The sequence below is a fragment of the Variovorax sp. DAIF25 genome (assembly GCF_050711835.1).
GTDB lineage: Bacteria > Pseudomonadota > Gammaproteobacteria > Burkholderiales > Burkholderiaceae_C > Variovorax.
The window spans coordinates 701,890-720,000 of sequence record NZ_CP136637.1; the positions used below are offsets into that span (position 1 = coordinate 701,890).

At 68.7% G+C, this 18,111-nt stretch carries 16 protein-coding genes; 11 read left to right on the top strand and 5 right to left on the bottom strand.

Going from position 1 to position 18,111, the window contains the following annotated elements:
• Positions 1–32 precede the first annotated feature (32 nt).
• On the top strand, positions 33–461 hold the full coding sequence (locus R0232_RS37340) for a hypothetical protein (protein ID WP_431514249.1): 429 nt from the start codon (positions 33–35) through the stop codon (positions 459–461).
• A gap of 314 nt (positions 462–775) precedes the next feature.
• Positions 776–2,392 carry a patatin-like phospholipase family protein gene (locus R0232_RS37345; RefSeq protein ID WP_431514250.1) on the top strand — a complete coding sequence of 539 codons (1,617 nt, stop codon included), beginning with the start codon at positions 776–778 and terminating at the stop codon, positions 2,390–2,392.
• Positions 2,393–2,419: 27 nt separating this feature from the next.
• Here R0232_RS37345 and R0232_RS37350 read toward each other — a convergent pair whose 3' ends face one another.
• Positions 2,420–2,911 carry a GNAT family N-acetyltransferase gene (locus R0232_RS37350; protein WP_431514251.1) on the bottom strand — a complete coding sequence of 164 codons (492 nt, stop codon included), beginning with the start codon at positions 2,909–2,911 and terminating at the stop codon, positions 2,420–2,422.
• Positions 2,912–2,942: 31 nt separating this feature from the next.
• Positions 2,943–3,893 (bottom strand): AraC family transcriptional regulator, encoded by a 951-nt coding sequence (locus tag R0232_RS37355; RefSeq protein ID WP_431514252.1) that lies wholly within the window; start codon positions 3,891–3,893, stop codon positions 2,943–2,945.
• A 258-nt stretch (positions 3,894–4,151) separates the two neighbouring features.
• Here R0232_RS37355 and R0232_RS37360 point away from each other — a divergent pair, with 258 nt between their 5' ends.
• Genes R0232_RS37360 through R0232_RS37370 form a run of 3 tightly spaced genes read left to right on the top strand, consistent with a single transcriptional unit; the run spans position 4,152 to position 8,323 of the window.
• Positions 4,152–5,639 (top strand): aldehyde dehydrogenase family protein, encoded by a 1,488-nt coding sequence (locus R0232_RS37360; RefSeq protein WP_431514253.1) that lies wholly within the window; start codon positions 4,152–4,154, stop codon positions 5,637–5,639.
• Positions 5,640–5,696: 57 nt separating this feature from the next.
• Positions 5,697–6,800: an NAD(P)-dependent alcohol dehydrogenase gene (locus R0232_RS37365; protein WP_431514254.1), complete on the top strand. Its 1,104-nt coding sequence runs from the start codon at positions 5,697–5,699 to the stop codon at positions 6,798–6,800.
• A 32-nt stretch (positions 6,801–6,832) separates the two neighbouring features.
• Entirely contained in the window at positions 6,833–8,323 is a 1,491-nt protein-coding gene (locus tag R0232_RS37370) for a DUF1214 domain-containing protein (protein ID WP_431514255.1), read from the top strand.
• A 9-nt stretch (positions 8,324–8,332) separates the two neighbouring features.
• On the opposite strand, the gene R0232_RS37375 is transcribed toward R0232_RS37370, so the two are convergent.
• From R0232_RS37375 to R0232_RS37385, 3 genes are all read right to left on the bottom strand, one after another.
• Positions 8,333–8,719, bottom strand: a complete 387-nt coding sequence (locus R0232_RS37375) for a response regulator (RefSeq protein WP_431514256.1) — start codon at positions 8,717–8,719, stop codon at positions 8,333–8,335.
• Between the two features lie 32 nt (positions 8,720–8,751).
• The gene (locus R0232_RS37380) at positions 8,752–9,777 is read right to left on the bottom strand and encodes an alpha/beta hydrolase (protein WP_431514257.1); all 1,026 of its coding nucleotides are present in this window, start codon (positions 9,775–9,777) and stop codon (positions 8,752–8,754) included.
• Positions 9,778–9,919: 142 nt separating this feature from the next.
• Positions 9,920–11,461, bottom strand: a complete 1,542-nt coding sequence (locus R0232_RS37385; protein ID WP_281078491.1) for an alpha/beta hydrolase fold domain-containing protein — start codon at positions 11,459–11,461, stop codon at positions 9,920–9,922.
• A 179-nt stretch (positions 11,462–11,640) separates the two neighbouring features.
• Here R0232_RS37385 and R0232_RS37390 point away from each other — a divergent pair, with 179 nt between their 5' ends.
• The 6 genes from R0232_RS37390 to R0232_RS37415 all read left to right on the top strand — a co-directional run bounded on the left by R0232_RS37390 (position 11,641) and on the right by R0232_RS37415 (position 18,107).
• Complete coding sequence (locus tag R0232_RS37390) at positions 11,641–12,516, top strand: fumarylacetoacetate hydrolase family protein (protein ID WP_093352675.1); 876 nt, start codon at positions 11,641–11,643, stop codon at positions 12,514–12,516.
• Positions 12,513–13,310 (top strand): alpha/beta fold hydrolase, encoded by a 798-nt coding sequence (locus R0232_RS37395; protein ID WP_431514258.1) that lies wholly within the window; start codon positions 12,513–12,515, stop codon positions 13,308–13,310. Before R0232_RS37390 ends, R0232_RS37395 begins: the two co-directional genes overlap by 4 nt.
• 2 nt (positions 13,311–13,312) lie before the next feature.
• Positions 13,313–14,620 carry an amidohydrolase family protein gene (locus R0232_RS37400; RefSeq protein ID WP_431514259.1) on the top strand — a complete coding sequence of 436 codons (1,308 nt, stop codon included), beginning with the start codon at positions 13,313–13,315 and terminating at the stop codon, positions 14,618–14,620.
• Between the two features lie 28 nt (positions 14,621–14,648).
• Positions 14,649–15,944: a metal-dependent hydrolase family protein gene (locus tag R0232_RS37405; protein ID WP_093352490.1), complete on the top strand. Its 1,296-nt coding sequence runs from the start codon at positions 14,649–14,651 to the stop codon at positions 15,942–15,944.
• Entirely contained in the window at positions 15,941–16,891 is a 951-nt protein-coding gene (locus R0232_RS37410; RefSeq protein WP_208512424.1) for a branched-chain amino acid ABC transporter permease, read from the top strand. The genes R0232_RS37405 and R0232_RS37410 overlap by 4 nt, the downstream gene beginning before the upstream one ends.
• A gap of 61 nt (positions 16,892–16,952) precedes the next feature.
• Positions 16,953–18,107: a branched-chain amino acid ABC transporter permease gene (locus tag R0232_RS37415; protein WP_431514260.1), complete on the top strand. Its 1,155-nt coding sequence runs from the start codon at positions 16,953–16,955 to the stop codon at positions 18,105–18,107.
• Positions 18,108–18,111: the final 4 nt, after the last annotated feature.

Genomic DNA, 18,111 nt, shown 5'->3' on the forward strand with positions numbered 1-18,111 from the left:
CCTGCTCTCCACCACCATTCAGGAATTGAAAAATGCATCTCCTTTCTGGATTTCGCGGGAACACGCTGCACATAAGAACGCTGTTTGGCTTCTTGTTCCTTCTGAGTCTGATGGCCCTGCCTGGATGCGCGACGAACAATTCAACGGCACTGTACAGGTACAACGGCAGCTCCTATGTGGTCGAGCTGACAGGGCGCCGCAACAAGATGACCCATGACCCCATTTCGGCCCTCTTCGCTGGAACGATGAACACCAACCTGCTCCTTTTCCTGCCACGACTGGAGGGCACCGTGCCGGGCAATGAATTGCTCGTCGACGGCCGTCGCAACATGTATTCGGGCCAGGTTTCATTTGACGGATCATCAATGACCGTCGACCTGCACTATGAGAATCCCGTGGTTCACCGGAGAGACGCTCTGTCTTTCAATGGGCGTTACCGGCTTCGGCCACAACCGCAGTAGGCCCTCTTTTTTCCGAGGCCCATGAGACCCCATCGATCGCGGAATCGGATGATGAGCAGAAGAAGCTGGAAGTATTCAGTCCAATTCTTCCAAGTCGATCCCGATCCTTCGCAATTGCGCATGATCAACTCTCGAATCCCGGAAATCTTCAATAATCCCACACCGGAATCCGTAGCTAGACAATAGGCTTAATAAGGATTCGACGTAATGGCACCGGCCGGCCACTGCAAGAAAAAGTAAGGTGCAATTGCAATAGCGGCACTCGACACTGCGACTCCCCGCATGGGGTCAACTCATCTGAAGGAGCTTTCGCAATGTCGACTCTTCCCGGCCATTACACAATTATCTCGTTCGTCGGCGGCGGCATCCGCGGCCTGCTTTCCGCCACCATCCTCCAGCGCCTGTACGACGCCAACAAGGCGCTGCTGGACGAAACGAGAATGTTCGCCGGCTGCTCGACCGGCGCGATCATCTCGAGCGAATTGCTCGGGCACAAGACGCCGAAGGACCTGATCGACATGTTCACCGGCGATGAACTGAACTTCTACAACGCCATGAACCCCGACCCGAGGACGCCCGCCTACTCGATCGACAAGGTGCTGGGCAGCCAGAAGGCCATCCACTTCGACACGAAGATCGCCGACGCGCGCAAGGACGTCCTGCTCGTCTCGTTCAACGTCGGCCAGGTCGAACCCGACCGCGACAACAAGATGATGCCCACGCCGTGGAAGCCGATGATGTTCACGAACATGCTCGGCAGCGACCGGGACCGGCTGGACGGCCTCGACGGCAACGGCGACACCCCCATCGCGGTGGCCGCGACGTCCAGCGGCGCCATGCCGGGGCAGCTGGGGTCCCTCGACGGGAATGTCGATGGCGCCTTCTTCAACCACGACCCGACGGTGGCGGCGATCGCGCTCGCGGTGCGCAGCGGCTACGCCCTCGACCAGATCGCGGCCATCACGATCGGCACGGGCTACATGCCCTATTGGCTGCAGAGCGACACCCACGACTGGGGCGCCCAGCAATGGATGGAAGGGGACGGCAATCCCTTCGACAACATCACGCCGTTCCTCATGAACCAGAAGCGGTCGTCGCCCGTGCTCGACCTCAGCCTGAACGGGACCTCGTCGGAGCTCATGCCCCACATCGCCAAGATGCTGCTGGGCGATCGCTACGTCAACATCAATCCGCGGCTGCCCTGCTTCATCCCCGAGAACTCGACCAATACCCAGGCGATCTCGCTGCTGCAGCGCCACGGCCAGACCGTGGACATCACCGACGCCCTGGCGTTGATCGAGAACTACTGGAGCAAGAACGTGGTGACGACGGGCACCACGTCCCGACCCGTTGCGAAGAGCCCTGCCGCCGCGACACCCAAGGCCGCGACCCCGCCCAAGGCCAGCCAGACCACGCCCGTCAAGGGCGCGCTGTTCTTCATCCGGCACAAGGGCAGCATCGTCCGCGTGCTCGATGTGAAGGACGCGTCCTTCCAAGCCGGCGCGCAGGTGATCGCCTACGGCAAGAAGTCCATGGCCGACCCCGATGTGAAGAACCAGCTCTGGGAATTCGTGCCCTCGGTCGAGGCCCCGGGATGGTGGTACCTGAAGACCGCCATGGGCACGAACTTCGTCATGACGCTGGCGGGCGACGACACCGGCGCGGCCTCCAGGGTCACGGTCCAGGCGCGGCAGGACGACATCCGGGATCGCCAGTTGTGGAACCTGGTGTCGACCGAGGAACTCGGCTACTTCTTCATCCAGAACAAGTACCAGGCCAGCGATGTGCCGATCGTCAATACCGATTCGTACGTGCCCACGGTGATCGGCGTCGAGATCGACCACACCGAGGACTGCTACGGCGTGGCGCTGGACTACCAGAAGGACACGCCGATGGCCTTCTGCTTCCTGCCTCCGACCAACGAAGGCTGAGAGCCCGCGGCGCGCTGATGGTGCCCGCTAGAGCACCATCAACATCTCGTGCCAGGACATCCCGCCATGGTCGGACGGCGAAGGCCTCACATAGCCGTACCCCTGCCGCGCATAGAGCGCCACGTGGCGCTCCTTGCACATCAGGTGGATCGTTTGCTTGCCCGCCTGCCGCATCCGGTCGACGAAGGTCTTCATCATCACGCTGGCGTACCCGCGTCCCTGGAACAGGGGATCGATGACCACGGACATGATCACGACATTGGGCGCCGCGGCGTCGTGGCCGACCAGCTCCTTGAAGGCCTCGTCCGACATCACGACCTCGTGCGCGCACCCGCTGTTGATGAAGCCGATGAGCTGCCCCTCGAGCTCCATGACGAGGAAGCCCTGCGGGTACTGGTCGATGCGCGTGCGGATCTTGGCCAGGGTGGCGGCTTCGTCGCCCTCGTAGGCGCCGATCTCTATCGCGTAGCAGCGTTCGGCATCGGAAGGAAGGGCCTGGCGGAAAACGGGTTCTGGCATGGATGACGGGTTGGAACGAGGCATGCGCCCATCATGCCGTCCGGCGATGGCGCGCGCGCAGGGTGTCGGATGGCGCCTCGCCGAATTGCGCCTTGTACTGCTGCGCGAGGCGGCTCAGATGAAAGAAGCCGTGGGCGAACGCGATGTCCGTCACCGTGTCGTCGTCCGCGCCGTCCAGCAATCGCTCGCGCACCTGCGCGAGGCGGATCTGCCGCAGGTAGGCCGTCGGCGTCATCCCCCGGTGCGCCTGGAACGCCAGCTGCAAGGCACGCACGCCCACGCCCAGCGACGAGGCGATGTCGGACACCGTCAGCGACAGGTCCGCGATGCGGTCGTGAATGAGCGCCTCGGCCAGGCCCGCGAGGCGCACGGGCCGCGATGCCGGCCGCTCTCCGCGCATCCAGCCGGTGTAGTTGTGCGGATGCCCGTGCAGCAGGGACATGAGAACGAACTGCTCGAGCGAACGGTACGCCGGGGCCGGCAGCGCCGCGGGCAAGGTGTCGACCAGGTCCCACACGCCGGACCATGAACGCTCGAGCTCCGGCGTGAACGGCACGGGGTCGAACTTCAGCCCGTCGTCGAGCGGGCGGCCGACGAGGCTGGCGCAGCACGCCTCCAGCGTCGCCGTGTCGGGCCGGAAGGTGATCTGCTCGAAGCTGGCGCCGAAATCGAAGCGGGTCGGCCGGCCCGCCGATACGGGGATCGTCGTGCCGGCGCGCCAGGTGGCGCTGCGGTTGCCCTGCGACACGGAGCCTTCGCCCGCGGTGCAGCGCATGAACAGGAACAGGCCGGGGAACTCGCCCGCGTCGACCTCCACGCGCGCGCCGTAGGCGAGCTGGACCAGCGCCAGCGGCCTCGCCTCGGTCGCGCTCAGCCGGGTGTCCAGGGCCTTGGCCCGGCGATCCAGGTGGAGCTCGTGCGGGCAGTACACGGCGCCCACGGCGTGGATGGCTTCGTCGAGATCATGGGTCCGATAGTGCATGGTCGCCCCTTCCACAGACGGCGCGACAGCTTCTGCATGCTGCCGCCGGGCCCGCATTCTAGGGGTGCGTTCCCTCGCGCTCCCTCGCTGAGCGACGCGATGCGGGAACGCCCGGAGCCCTCGTCCTGCGCATCGCGGATAGCGCTTCGCATTCCGGATCGCGGCGCGGCGCGTCTTCCTGAAGACTGGCGCCAGCCGAGCCGACCGTGCCCCACAGGCCGGTCGCGCCCCCATCCATCCATGCACAGGAGTCCCTTGATGAGCTCGATCCACGACCTCGGTCTTTCCGAAACCTACGGTGCCTTCATCGACAACGCGTTCCAGCCGGTCGACGGCCCGACCTTCGAGGCGCGGCATTCGGGCACGGGCGAGCAGGTCGCGCGCATCGCGCGCTGCGGCGCGGCCGAGGTCGATGCGGCCGTGCGGGCCGCCGCCAGGGCCTTCCCGGCCTGGCGCGCCACCGCGCCCGAGGAGCGCTCGGCCCTGCTGCTGAAGCTGGCGGCGGCCGTGGAAGCCGACCAGCAGCGCCTCGCTCGCATCGATTCGATCGACATCGGCCGGCGCCTGTTCGAGACCGGCCTCGATCACCAGTTCGCGATCTCGCAGTACCGCTACTTCGCGGCCGCGGCCCTCACGCACGAGGGATTCGGTCGCCCGATTCCCGGCGGCTACCTGGTCGCCAGGCGCGAGCCCTATGGCGTGTGCGGCCAGATCATTCCGTGGAACGTGCCCGCGATCATGGCGGCCTTCAAGATCGCCCCCGCGATCGCGGCGGGCAACACGGTGGTGCTGAAGCCCGACGAGAACGCCTCGCTCAGCACGCTGGAGCTGTGCCGGCACATCGCGAAGATCTTTCCGCCCGGCGTCATCAACATCGTGCCCGGCTTCGGCGAGGAGGCGGGCGCCGCACTGACCGCGCACCCCGGCGTGGCGAAGCTGGCCTTCACGGGCAGCAGCGAGGTCGGGCGGATCATCTCGCGCGCCGGCGCCGACCGGCTGGTTCCGGTGTCGCTGGAACTGGGCGGCAAGAGCCCGAACATCATCTTTCCCGACATCGAGGACATCGACGCGGTGGTCGACAACGCGATGTTCGCGACCCTGTACTGCAACGGCCAGTCCTGCCTCGCGGGCACCCGGCTGTTCGTGCACGACGCGGTCTACGACGCCGTGATGGACCGCCTCGTCGCCGGCATGGAGCGCGTGCGTGTCGGCGCGGCGCTCGCGGCCGACACCGTGCTCTCGAACCTCGTGTCGCCCGAGCAGGGCCAGCGCGTGATGAACTACATCGACATCGGCAAGGCCGAGGGCGCGCGCCTGATGACCGGCGGCCAGCGCATCGACGTCGAGGGGCAGGCCCACGGCCACTTCATCGCGCCGACCGTGTTCGAGGCCGACAACAGCATGCGCATCGCGCAGGAGGAGATCTTCGGCCCGGTGCTCAGCGTGATCCGCTGGAAGGACCACGACCGGATGATCGAGGAGGCCAACGGCGTGCGCTACGGCCTGGCCGCCGGCCTCTACACCAGCAACCTGCGCAACGCCTGGGACACGGCCGACCGGCTGCAGGCCGGCTCGGTGTGGATCAACCACTACTTCAACCTCGCGAGCGGCTCGCCCTTCGGCGGCTTCAAGGAGAGCGGGATCGGCAGCGAGTACTGCCACGAGACGCTCAACATGTACACGCACCTCAAGGCCGTGACGATCCAGACCCAGGTGGCGGCCCCGTGGTTCGCCCCCAGGGCCTGAGCCCGCGGCACGCAGCACTCCGCCCTCCCCACTCCCTACATCCAAAGAGGTCATCCCATGCAGATCACAGCCGCCGTCATGCGCGAGAAGGGTGGCAAGTTCACCCTCGAGGACATCGAACTGGAGGCGCCACGCGACGACGAGGTGCTCATCCGCATGAAGAGCTGCGGCGTCTGCCACACCGACACCCTGCCGCGGGACCAGGTGGTGCCGGCGCCCTTCCCCGCGGTGTACGGCCACGAGGGCGCGGGCATCGTCGAACAGGTCGGCAGCCGCGTGAGCAAGCTGAAACCCGGTGATCACGTCGTGATGAGCTGCAACTTCTGCGGCCACTGCGACACCTGCCAGACCGGCAAGCCCATGTACTGCCGGCACTTCTTCAAGGCCAACTTCGGCTTCGCGCGCATGGACGGAACGCCCACCATGCACAAGGGCGGCGACGTCGTGCACGGGGCCTTCTTCAACCAGTCCTCGTTCGCGACCTACGCCCTGGGCACCGAGCGCAGCGTGGTGAAGATCCCGTCGGACGTGCCGCTCGAGATCATGGGCCCCCTGGGCTGCGGCGTGCAGACCGGCGCGGGCGCGGTCATCAACTCGCTGCGCCCGCAGGCCGGCGATTCGATCGCCATCTACGGCGCGGGATCGGTCGGCCTCTCGGCGCTGCTCGCGGCCAACGTGACCGGCTGCGCGATCCGCATCTGCGTCGACCCGAACGAGGCGCGCCTGCAGTTCGCGCTCGAGCTCGGCGCCACCCACGTCGTCAACCCGCGAACCACCGATCCGGTGCGGCGCATCCAGGAGATCACCGGCGGCGGCGGCACGCAGTTCTCGCTCGAGACCTCGGGCAACCTCACGGCCCTGCGCCAGGCCGTCGATTCGATCCAGATCATGGGCGAGTGCGGCATGATCGGCGCACCCGCCTTCGGCAGCGAGATCGGCCTCGACACCTGGGGCCTGCTGCTGGGCCGCAAGATCCGCGGCATCTGCGAAGGCGACTCGGTGCCGGACCTGTTCATCCCGAAGCTGGTCGAGTTGTTTCGGCAGGGGCGCTTCCCCTTCGACAAGCTGATCCGGTTCTATGCCTTCGACCAGATCAACGAGGCCGTGGAAGACGGCGAGCAGGGCCGGACCATCAAGGCCGTGCTGCGTTTTCCCGACTGACACAGGCTGCAAGCTTTCGAGGACCGATGTTCATGGCATTGAATCGACGAGGCGCCTTCAAGCTGGCCACGACCCTGGCGCTGCTGAGTTCGAAACCCACGGCCGCGGGCACCGGCCAGGGCGCGGGCACGCGCGCCGCGGTCGACGCGCAGGCCGGAGCGCTCGAGTTCGAGCTCGGCATGCCCACGGCGCGCACCGTGGACGACCTCTACCAGGCGCTCGACCACCAGAGCGCCGTGATGAGCTATCTCTGGGCCATCCCGATCGTCGGCATGGAAAGCGCGCGGCAGATGCTGGTCGACAACGCGGGCGCCCGCAGCGGCGACTTCGTGCGGGTGTCGGGCCACCGCGACGTCAGCGCGATGCTCGGCTCGAACGTCACCACGCCCTATGTCTTCGCCTTCTTCGATCTTTCGCGGCAACCGCTGGTGCTGCACTATCCGCCGGGCGCGACCGCGGGCTCGCTGATCGACTGGTGGGACCGTCCCCTGTGCGATGTCGGCATGACCGGGCCCGATGCGGGCCGAGGCGCCGTGTTCGTGCTGCTCGGTCCGGGGCAGCAGGCGCCGGGCGAGCTGCCGGCCGGCGCGCACCTGCTGCGATCGCGCACTTTCAAGGTCCTGCTGTTCTGCCGCGGACTCGATGCCGACCTGGCGCAGGTGGAAACGGTCTTCTCGGCCCTGCGCGTCCATCCGCCCGGCCAGCAGCCTGCCGCGGCAAGGACGCGCCTGCTGCGCTTCAAGCCCGAGGGCGAACTGACGAGCATGGCGCATCCGCGGGGCCTCGCCTACTGGCAACGGCTGGCGAACGCGCTGCGGGGAGAGCCCGTGGAGGATCGCGACCGCTTCTTCGCCGCCCTGCTCGCGCCGCTCGGCATCAATTTCGATCGCCCCTTCGCGCCCGATGCCCGGCAACAGGCCGTGCTGGAGAAGGCCGCGATCGTGGGCGAGGCCACGGCCAAGGCCATCGCCTTCCGCAAGCGCATCCCCGGCATGCGCTATCGGCCCGACACCCACTGGGAATACCTGATCGCGCCCGGCTTCGACAACGCGCAGGACGTGCCCGGCGGCACGCTGTTCGAGGAGCGCACGGCCTTCTTCTACGAAGTCACCGGCACCTCGGCGGCCGTGCTGACGCGAACGCCCGGCGTCGGCGCGGCCTATCTCGCCGCCTACTACGACGCGAAGGCCGCTCCGTTCGACGGCGCGCGCAGCTACCGCCTGCGCGTGCCGGCGGACGTGCCCGCCAGGCTGTTCTGGTCGGTCACGCTGTACGACACGCAGACCCGCGGCCTGGTCCAGAACGCGCAGCAGATCGTCGACCGCTCCTCGCGCCAGGACCTGGCGAAGAACGCCGACGGGTCGGTCGACATCGTGCTGGGTCCGACGCCTGCGCCGGGCCTCGAGAAGAACTGGATCCCCACCACGCCCGGGCATTCCTGGTACGTCTATTTCCGTCTCTTCGGCCCACTCGCGGCCTACTTCGACCGCTCCTGGGTGCTGCCCGACATCCAGGCGCTGTAGCGCGCCGCGTCAGGACCGGTCGACCGCGCGCTCGGTCTCCTCGAGAAAGCGCAGCAGGCCCTCGATCTCCGTCGACTTGTCGAACACCGCATCGGCGCCCAGCAGCAGCGCGCGCTCGCGCATGTCTTTGGTCGCGAAGTTCGAGAAGATCACCATGCGCTGGCGCGGCAGGCGATCCCTGCAGCCCATGAGCACGCCGAAGCCGGTGCCGTGGCGCAGGAAGAGATCGACCACGGCCACGTCCCATTGGCCATCGGCATCGTGCAGCCAGGCCACGGCCTCGGCCTGGGTCTCGGCGGTGCCGACCATGTGCACGGGCGCGAGTTCTTCCAGCGTCGCGATCAGGCTGTCGCGAATCAGGGGGTTGTCCTCGACGAGGTAGCCGGTCAAGCTCATGGTGTGCTCGCAGTCGTGTGAGTTGCGGGCGCTCAGAGCGCGAACGATCGCCGCAGCCGCTCGCCCGCGAAGGCCTGCGCGTCCCTGGCCTTCTCGAGCACCGCCGCGGCGCCGAAGAACTCGTGCGCCACGCCCTCGTACTCCTTGCGCGCGACCTCCACGCCGGCCTCGAGCAGGGCGCTCTCGAGCTTCGCGCCGTCGCTGCGCAGCGGATCGAGCCTGGCATTGACGATGGTGACGGGCGCCAGGCCCGCGAGCGGCGCATCGACCAGCGACAGCCGCGGGTCATCGAGGTCCTTCTCGCTGCGCGTCACGTGGGTGAAGAACCAGTCCATCATCGCGCGGTTGAGCGGCTTGGCGATCGCGTTCTCGAGGTAGGACTCGGTGTTGCGGCTGGTCTGCGTGACGGGATAGACCGACAGCACGTGGCGCGGCGCGCGCAGGCCGGCGTCGCGCGCGGCGACCGCCGTGGCCACTGCGAGATTGCCGCCGGCCGATTCGCCCGCGAGCGCGAGGCGCGAAGCGTCGCCGCCCAGCGAGGCCGCGTGCTCGATCAGCCAGCGGTAGGCCGCGAGCGCGTCGTCCCATGCGGCCGGAAACTTGTGCTCGGGCGCGAGCCGGTAGTCGACCGACAGCACCATCGCCTGCGCGGCCGCGGCCAGCCCGCGCGCGCCGCCGTCGTACACCTGTCGGTTCGCGATCACCCAGCCACCGCCGTGGAAGTACAGGACGACGGGAAAGGGCCCCTGCCCCGCGGGCGTGTAGAGCGTGGCGGCCAACGGCCCGGTGGCGCCATCGACCGTGAGCTCGCGCGTGGTCACGCCCGGCACCAGCGCCTCGGGCACCGCCGAACGATTCTGCTGCTCGAGCAGCTTCTTCACGGCATCGGCCGGCGTGGGCTGCCGGCGCGCCTCCTGCGGCGTGAGCTTCTCGATCGCCTGGGGCTCCAGCGCGTCGTAGGCCTTTGCCACCGCGATCTGGTCGTCGTCCGCGCGCAGTGCCGCCACGACGTTGGACACCGCATTGAGAAGAGGGTTGGGCTTCTTGTCGTCGCTCACCGGTTGCTCCTGGGATGAAGATGAAAAGAGAGTGAGCAACTTGTACGACGCCAGCACCCCGGGGGGCTTGTCGGACGTGGGCGCGCCAGGGCGTGGGGCTTCGAAACCCCTCGCCATGCCGCGTGCCCCGCGCAGGTCGAACTCAGCGCGCCGGATCGGCGAGCCCGAGCAGGCCCAGCGCCTGCCGGTGCGTGCCCGATGCGGGGTCCGCGAGATCGGCCAGCACGCTCATGTGGTTGCGGTTCGCGGGCCGCTCGGCGCCCACCACCACGCGGGGGCCCCAGGCGCTGGCGATCAGCTCGGCCTGGCGGTGGAACTCCTCGCTCTCGTCGCCGCCGACCACGGTCACCAGGGTGCCCTGCTTCGGCGCGGGCATGGCGGCCGGGCTCAGCCGCAGCGCCGAGGCCTCGGTCAGCCCGATGTCGGCCGCGAGGAAGGGCGCGTGCCGCAAGGGCTCGAGCTCGTAGACGCCCGAGATCGGCAGCGCCGACTTGACGAGGTCGCGCGGCAGGTCGGGCCCGACCCGTTGCCAGTCGCAGGCCAGCAGCATGGTGGCGAGGTGGCCGCCGGCCGAATGGCCAGAGACGACGATGCGCGCTGGATCGCCGCCATGCGCCGCGATGTTGCGATGCACCCAGGCCAGCGCCTGTGTCATCTGCCGCGCGATGTGCTCGATGTCGACCGCCGGGCACAGCGCGTAGTTGAGCTGCACGAAGGTGGCGCCGGCATCGGCCAGCGGCGGCGCGAGGAAGGCATGGTCGCGTTTGTCGAGCGCGCGCCAGTAGCCGCCGTGGATGTAGACGAAGACGGGCGCCTTCCCGGCACCCGATGCGGCCGGCAGGATGTCGAGCCGCTCGCTCTCGTCGTCGCCGTAGGCCAGGTCGCGAATCCATTCGGGCCGCTGCAGCGCCTGCGCCGATGCATCGGCCCAGTACTTCAGGATCGACGGGTGTTCGGGAATGCGCGCGCGGTTGTTGTACTGCGCATCGAGCCATTCGGGCGCAGGCGGCGGTGTCGACGCGGCCGCCGCCTCGGCCGCCGCGCGCTTCGCCGCCGAGTCGCGCAGCGCCGCATCGACCAGCGCATCGGCCATCCACAGCGCCGTGCGTTCGACCTCGCGGTCCTCGAGGCCCCAGATGTCCTTGAGCACCACGTAGGGCTCGATGCCGTAGACGATCGAGAGGGCATGGTGCAGCCGGTCGCGCATGCGCGGGCTCAAGAGCGGCGACATCGGCTCGAGCGCGTGCTCGAGGATGCGCACGCGATGACCGCGCCGGTACGGTTCCTCGGCCAGCAGGCCCGCGCGCTCGAGGCCCCACTGCTCGAGCGAGAGCTGCGCCGCGGCGCGCATCGGTGCCTCGAATTCCTTGAAGCGCGGGAAGGTCTGGCAGAACAGCTCGTGCAGCCGCTCGCGGCCGTTCGGGTTGTCCGACGCCATCTGGCGCACCGGGCCCAGCGAGCTGTCGACCACCGCGGTGACCAGCGCGCTGCGGCTCGGGAAGTAGCGGTAGGCGGTGGCGCGCGACACGTTCGATCGCGCCGCCGCTTCGGCCACCGAGGGGATGTGGCCCTTCAATCGAATGATGTCCATCGCGGCCTGCAGCAGCTGGCGGAAGGTGGCGGCGCGAACGCCGCGTTCCGGCGCGCGCGGCGCCTCGCTCGGTGTGTGCTTGAGTCTTGCCATCGGGTTTGTACGGGGTTCGGAAATGCGGAAGTCGTCTTGTGGAGATGGTGACACGGCTCGTATGATCCGCGCACCCAGATTTGAGACGCAAGTCTCAAAAATCCCTAGATGACTTCCGGAGCCACCGAGGCGATCGGCGCACAGCGCGACGACCTCGGGGCCATATGGAGACAAAGTCGATGCGCTTCGCAAGCTGGAGTTGGGGTGGCCGCAACCATGCGGGCACGATCTCGGCCGACGGCCGGGAAGCCACGCCGTTGGCGGTGGGCGACGCCTCGCGCGGCGTGCTGCCGCTGATCGAGGCGCTGGCACGCAACGAGCCGCTGCCGCAGCCCTCGGGCACGCGGCTGCCGGTCGAGGTGATCACCCTGCGCGCCCCGCTGCCGCGCCCGCTGCGCGGCCTGTTCTGCGTCGGTCGCAACTACCGCGCGCATGCGGCCGAACTCGCGGGCTCGGTGTTCCGCAGCAGCATGCCCGAGAGCGATCCGTGGCCGATCGTGTTCGGCAAGCTCGGCGAATGCGTGATCGGGCCGCACGACCCGGTGCGGCTGCCGAGGTCCTCGGTGTCGGTGCAGATCGACTACGAATCCGAACTCGCGGTGATCATCGGCCGCGGCGGGCGCGACATCCCGCGCTCGCAGGCGATGGAGCACGTGTTCGGCTACACCATCGTCAACGACGTCACGGCGCGCGACGTGCAGATGCGCCACCAGCAGTGGGACCTCGGCAAGAGCTTCGACACCTTCTGCCCGATGGGCCCGTGGATCGTGACGGCCGACGAGATGGACGGCCGCGCCACACGCGTGCGCGGCTGGGTCAACGGCGCACTGCGCCAGGACGGCCTGACGCGCGACATGATCTTCGACATCCCGACGCTGATCGAGACCTGCTCGCGCGGCATCACGCTGCATCCGGGCGACGTGATCGCCACCGGCACGCCCTCGGGCGTGGGCATGGGCCTGAACCCGCCGCAATGGCTGGGCCGGGGCGACACGGTGCGCATCGAGATCGACGGCATCGGCGTCATCGAGAACCGCTTCGAGGCGCTGGCATGAGCTTCCAGCTCATCGACCGCATCGCGGTGGAGGACGAGGGCGAAGGCCCGGTGGTCGTCTGCGTGCATGGCCTGGGCGGCAGCTCGAACACCTACACGCCGCTGATGCCCGCGCTGGCGCGCCATCGCGTGGTGCGCATCGACCTGCCCGGCAGCGGCCGCTCGCAGCGCGCCGAAGGGCCGCTCACGATCGAGCGCTACGTCGAGACCGTGCTGTCGGTCTGCGAGCGCCTGGGCATCCAGCGCGCGCACTGGGTCGGCCATTCGATGGGCACCATCGTCTGCCAGCACATCGCCGCGGCCCATCCGAAGTGCGTGGCGAGCCTCGCGCTGTTCGGCCCGCTGATCGCGCCGCCCGACGCGGCGCGCACCGCGATGAAGGCCCGCGCCGACAAGGCGCGCGGCGGCGCGGTGGGCATGCACGAGATCACGCAGGCGCTGCTGCAGGGCGCGATCTCGGCCGACACGCGCCAGCGGCTGCCGGTGGCGGTGGCCTTCGTGCGCGAGAGCCTGATGCGGCAGGAAGGCGAAGCCTATGCGCGCAGCTGCGAGGCCCTGGCCGGCGCGCAGCCCGCGGCGGTGGAGAACATCGAGGCCGCGGTGCTGCTGGTGACCGGCGACGAGGACGGCGTGGCGCCGCCGCAGGCCGTGCGCGCCATGGCCGACCGGCTGCACCGAGCCGCCAGCAAGCGCGTGGTGGTGCTGCCGAAGTGCGGCCATTGGACACCCGTCGAGCGCCCCGACGAGTGCCAGCGCGAGTTGCGCGAATTCCTGGCGGCGCAGGCGAGGAGCTGACCGTGGCCGACGTGCTGTTCACCAACGTCCGCATCTTCGACGGCGGCGGCGAGGCGCCCTTCACCGGCGACGTGCTGGTGCAGGGCAACCGCATCGCGCGCGTCGTGAAGACCTCGCACGGCGCGCGCTCCGCGCCCGTGCATGGCGCCCAGGTCATCGACGGCGCGGGCGCCTTCCTGATGCCCGGCATGGTCGAGGCCCACACGCATTTCTCGTGGAACGACCAGCCCAGCCTCGACGCGATCCAGCGCATGCCGCCCGAGGAGCACATCCTGTGGTGCGCCGAGGTCGCGAAGCGTTACCTCGACATGGGCTGGACCAGTTGCGTGGGCGCCGCCACCGCCAAGCCGCGGCTCGACGTGGTGATCCGCAACGCCATCAACGACGGCACCATCGTCGGCCCGCGCTACCTGGCCGCGAGCCAGGAGATCACGGTGCCCGGCGGGCTCGGCGACACCACGCAGCCGCACCTGCCGCAGCCCGAGTTCGCCTTCGGCGCGGTGGTCAGCGGCGCCGAGGAGATGCGCCGCTGCGTGCGCATGTTCGCCAAGTACGGCGTCGATTCGCTCAAGATAAATCTCTCGGGCGAGTCGATCACCGGCATGCCCAGCGAGATGAGCCAGTTCACCGAGGAGGAGATCCGCGTCTGCGTGGAGGAGGCCAAGGCCTGGGGCAAGCGCGTGGCCGCGCATGCGCGCTCGACCTGGTCGATCAAGCAGTGCGTGAAGCACGGCATCGAGGTGATCTACCACGCGAGCTTCACCGACAACGAGGCGCTCGACCTGCTCGAGGCGCACAAGATGGAGCACTTCATCGCGCCCGGCCTCGCGTGGCTGATCAACACCTGCCACCACGCGAGCCAGTGGGGCCTGACGAAGGAAGTCACCACGAAGATGGGCTATCACCGCGAGCTCGATGCCGCGGTGGAGAGCATGCGCGCGATGCGCAAGCGCGGCATCCGCATCCTGCCGGGCGGCGACTACGGCTTCGCCTGGACACCGCACGGCACCAATGCCAAGGACCTCGAGTACTTCGTGAAGTACGTGGGCATGAGCACCATGGAGGCGCTGCTGTCGGCCACCGCCTGGGGCGGTCCGATGATGCGCATGGGCAAGGTGCTGGGCTACATCCGCGAGGGCTACCTGGCCGACATCCTGCTCGTCGACGGCGATCCGCTGGCCGACATCACGGTGCTGCAGGACAAGTCGCGCATCCTGGCCGTCATGAAGGACGGCGAGTTCCACCGCGCCCCGCCGCTGCGCCAGGCGCAGGGCCTGCGCGTCGCCCCTCCCACCCGCTGGGCCGCCTAGGCCTTCCGAACCCCGACCGGAGCACCGCATGGCCGACGTCGTCTTCACCAACGTGCGCATCCTCGACGGCACGGGGCAGAACCCCTACAGCGGCAGCGTGCTGGTGCGCGGCAACCGCATCCGCCAGGTCGGCCGCAGCACCGCGCCGATCGCGCCCGGCGGCGCCACCGTGATCGACGGCGCGGGCGCCACGCTCATGCCCGGCATGTGCGAGGCCCACACGCACTTCTCGTGGAACGACGCCGCCACGCTCGCGGCGATCCAGACCATGCCGCTCGAGGAACACGTGCTGTGGTGCGCCAAGGTCGCGAAGCGCTACCTCGAGGCCGGCTTCACCTCCTGCGTGGGCGCGGCCTGCGCCAAGCCGCGGCTCGACGTGGTGATCCGCAACGCGATCAACGCGGGCCAGATCCCGGGGCCGCGCTACCTCGCGGCGAGCCAGGAGATCACGGTGCTCGGCGGCCTGGGCGACGAGACGCTGCCGCACCTGCCCTTTCCCGAGTTCAGCTTCGGCGTGAACATCTCGGGCGCCGACGAGATGCGCAAGGCGGTGCGCCTGTTCCTCAAGTACGGCGTCGACTCGATCAAGCTCAATCTCTCGGGCGACAACTTCACGCCGCAGTCGCCCTCCGAAACCACATGGATGCTCGACGAGGAAGTGGCCGCGGCGATGCGCGAGGTCAAGATCCGCGGCAAGCGCGGCGTGGCGCATGCGCGCTCGTCGGAGAGCGTGAAGCAGGCGCTGCGCCACGGCATCGACCTGATCTATCACGCGAGCTTCGTCGACGAGGAGGCGCTCGACATGCTCGAGGCCGCGAAGGACCGCGTCTTCGTCGCGCCCGGCATCGCCATCCTCTACGCCATGCTGCACGAGGCCGAGCCCTACGGCGTGACCTATCAGATGGCGGCCGACATGGGCTACCAGATCGAATGGGACGCGGCCTGCGTCTCGCTCGCCAAGATGCACAAGCGCGGCATCCGCGTGCTGCCCGGCGGCGACTACGGCTTCGCCTTCACGCCGCACACGCAGAACGCGCGCGACCTCGAGTTCTTCGTCAAGTACCTGGGCTTCACGCCGATGGAGGCGATCCGCTCGACCACGCTGTATGGCGGCCAGATCATGATGCGGCCCGACGAGCTCGGCCTCGTCAAGGAAGGCTACCTCGCCGACCTGATGCTGGTCGACGGCGATCCGCTGGCCAACCTCTCGATCCTGCGCGATGCCAAGCGCATCCTGGCCGTGATGAAGGACGGCGAGTTCGCCAAGGCACCGGCGATCGCCTCCGAGCGCGGCTGGGACCGGGGCTGGGAGCGCGCCGCATGACGCGCGCCGCCCTCACGCGCTGGGCCCTGTGGCTGGTGCTCGGCGTGCCGATCGCGGTGTTCGCGGTCTGGGCCGTGGCCGACAACGCCTCGCTGTTCTTCAAGACCCTGCTCAACGGCCTCACGCTGGCCTCGCTCTACTTCCTCGTGGCCAGCGGCTTCACGCTGGTGTTCGGGCTGATGCGCAACGTGAACCTCGCGCACGGCTCGCTCTACCTGTTCGGTGCCTACGTGGGCTGGTTCGTCGGCGAGCACACCGGCTCCTGGGTGCTCGCGGTGATGGCGGGCTTCCTCGCGGCCGCGGTGCTGGGCCTGCTGATGCAGCTGCTGGTGTTCCGCCACATGCAGGGCCAGGACCTGCGCCAGACGCTGGTGACCATCGGCCTGTCGATCGTGTTCGCCGACCTGATGCTGTGGATCTGGGGCGCCGAGATCTACACCTTCGATCCGCCCTCGTGGATCTACGGCTCGACCACGCTGCCGCTGGTCGAGAAGTTCCCGACCTACCGGCTGGTGGTGCTGCTGGCCTCGGTGCTGATCGGCGTGGGCCTGTGGCTGCTGCTGGCGCGCACGCGCATCGGCATGATGATCCGCGCCGGCGTCGACGACCGCGGCATGCTGGCCGCCTCGGGCGTCAACGTGCAGCTGGTGTTCGCGCTGACCTTCGCGATCGGCGCCGGCCTCGCGGGCCTGGCCGGCGTGGTCGGCGGTACGGCGCTCTCGATCTCGCCGGGCGAGGACACGCGCTACCTGCTGGCCTCGCTGGTGGTGGTGATCGTCGGCGGCATGGGCAGCGTGGTCGGTGCCGCCATCGGCGCGCTGCTGATCGGGCTGGCCGAGCAGTTCGGGCTGGCCTATGCGCCGACCTACAGCGTGGTCTTCACCTTCGTGATCATGGTGGTCGCGCTGGCGTTCAAGCCGCGCGGGTTGATGGGGAAGGCTGCATGAGCGCCGCGCCGGGCCGCCCCAAGCAAGCTCGCACCGCAGTGCGAAGCACGGAGGTGCTCCTGTGAGCGCGGCACAGTGGCGCCGTGCCATGAAGTCGGGTGCAATGCCCGCGCAGGAGATGCGCGTCACCGCGTCGCCACGCGCGGTCGCATCGCCATCGCAACCCGCCGAGCCGCCGCCGGCCCACGGCGAGCTGCCGCGCTGGCTGGGCAGGCTGCTGCGCCCCGTGCGCTGGCGCCATCTGGTCGTGGCACTGCTGGTGCTGGTCTATCCCTTCGTCGCCTCGCCCTTCTTCACCTTCCAGATCGGCGCCCAGTCGCTCGCACTCGGCCTGATCGCGCTGTCGCTGACCTTCCTCGGCGGCTATGGCGGCATGGTCTCGCTCGCGCAGATGACGGTGGCGGGCTTCGCGGCCTACGTGGTCGCGATCGTCGGCAGCAGCAGCAACACGGCGATCAGCCTGGGCTGGCCCTGGTGGCTCGCGGTGATCGTCGCGCTGGCGCTGGCCACGCTGTTCTCGGCCGCAGTGGGCTGGCTCTCGGTGCGCACCGAAGGCATCTACACCATCATGATCACGCTGGCCGTGGGCGTGGCCTTCTTCTACCTCGCGCAGCAGAACTACACGCTGTTCAACGGCTTCCAGGGCTTCAGCAAGCTGGCCGCGCCCACCGTCTTCGGGCTCGACCTGCGCGAGCCCGTGCCCTTCTACCTGCTCACGCTGGGCTGCTCGGTGGCGGGCTACTTCTTCATCAAGCACCTGATCCGCGCGCCCTTCGGCGTGGCGCTGCAAGGCATCCGCGACAACCCGCGCCGCATGCAGGCGCTGGGCTTCGACGTCACGGCGCACCGGGTCGCGGCCTATGCGGTGTCGGGCTTCCTGGCCGCGGTCGGCGGCGTGCTGCTGGTCTGGTACAACGGCCGCATCTCGCCCGGCACGCTCGGCATCGGCGCGATGATCAACATCCTCATCATCGCCGTGCTCGGCGGCATGAAGCACCCCATCGGTGCCTTCATCGGCGCGATCGTCTTCGTGCTGCTGCAGAACTTCGCCATCGACCTGGTCGACCGCGAACGCTTCAATCTCGTGATCGGCGGGGTCTTCCTCGCGATCGTCCTCTTTTCCCCCGACGGACTGCTGGGCCTGTGGCATCGCTTGCGCACGCGCCTGGGCGCACCTTTCCCCACCCGTGGCTCAGGCCGCATTCACCAGCGATAAGAAG

What these genes read in the sequence shown, in the direction of transcription:
- R0232_RS37340 (WP_431514249.1), top strand. Translation starts at nt 33, where the DNA reads ATGCATCTCCTTTCTGGATTTCGCGGGAACACGCTGCACATAAGAACG.
- R0232_RS37345 (WP_431514250.1), top strand. Translation starts at nt 776, where the DNA reads ATGTCGACTCTTCCCGGCCATTACACAATTATCTCGTTCGTCGGCGGC.
- R0232_RS37350 (WP_431514251.1), bottom strand. Translation starts at nt 2,911, where the DNA reads ATGCCAGAACCCGTTTTCCGCCAGGCCCTTCCTTCCGATGCCGAACGC.
- R0232_RS37355 (WP_431514252.1), bottom strand. Translation starts at nt 3,893, where the DNA reads ATGCACTATCGGACCCATGATCTCGACGAAGCCATCCACGCCGTGGGC.
- R0232_RS37360 (WP_431514253.1), top strand. Translation starts at nt 4,152, where the DNA reads ATGAGCTCGATCCACGACCTCGGTCTTTCCGAAACCTACGGTGCCTTC.
- R0232_RS37365 (WP_431514254.1), top strand. Translation starts at nt 5,697, where the DNA reads ATGCAGATCACAGCCGCCGTCATGCGCGAGAAGGGTGGCAAGTTCACC.
- R0232_RS37370 (WP_431514255.1), top strand. Translation starts at nt 6,833, where the DNA reads ATGGCATTGAATCGACGAGGCGCCTTCAAGCTGGCCACGACCCTGGCG.
- R0232_RS37375 (WP_431514256.1), bottom strand. Translation starts at nt 8,719, where the DNA reads ATGAGCTTGACCGGCTACCTCGTCGAGGACAACCCCCTGATTCGCGAC.
- R0232_RS37385 (WP_281078491.1), bottom strand. Translation starts at nt 11,461, where the DNA reads ATGGCAAGACTCAAGCACACACCGAGCGAGGCGCCGCGCGCGCCGGAA.
- R0232_RS37390 (WP_093352675.1), top strand. Translation starts at nt 11,641, where the DNA reads ATGCGCTTCGCAAGCTGGAGTTGGGGTGGCCGCAACCATGCGGGCACG.
- R0232_RS37395 (WP_431514258.1), top strand. Translation starts at nt 12,513, where the DNA reads ATGAGCTTCCAGCTCATCGACCGCATCGCGGTGGAGGACGAGGGCGAA.
- R0232_RS37405 (WP_093352490.1), top strand. Translation starts at nt 14,649, where the DNA reads ATGGCCGACGTCGTCTTCACCAACGTGCGCATCCTCGACGGCACGGGG.
- R0232_RS37410 (WP_208512424.1), top strand. Translation starts at nt 15,941, where the DNA reads ATGACGCGCGCCGCCCTCACGCGCTGGGCCCTGTGGCTGGTGCTCGGC.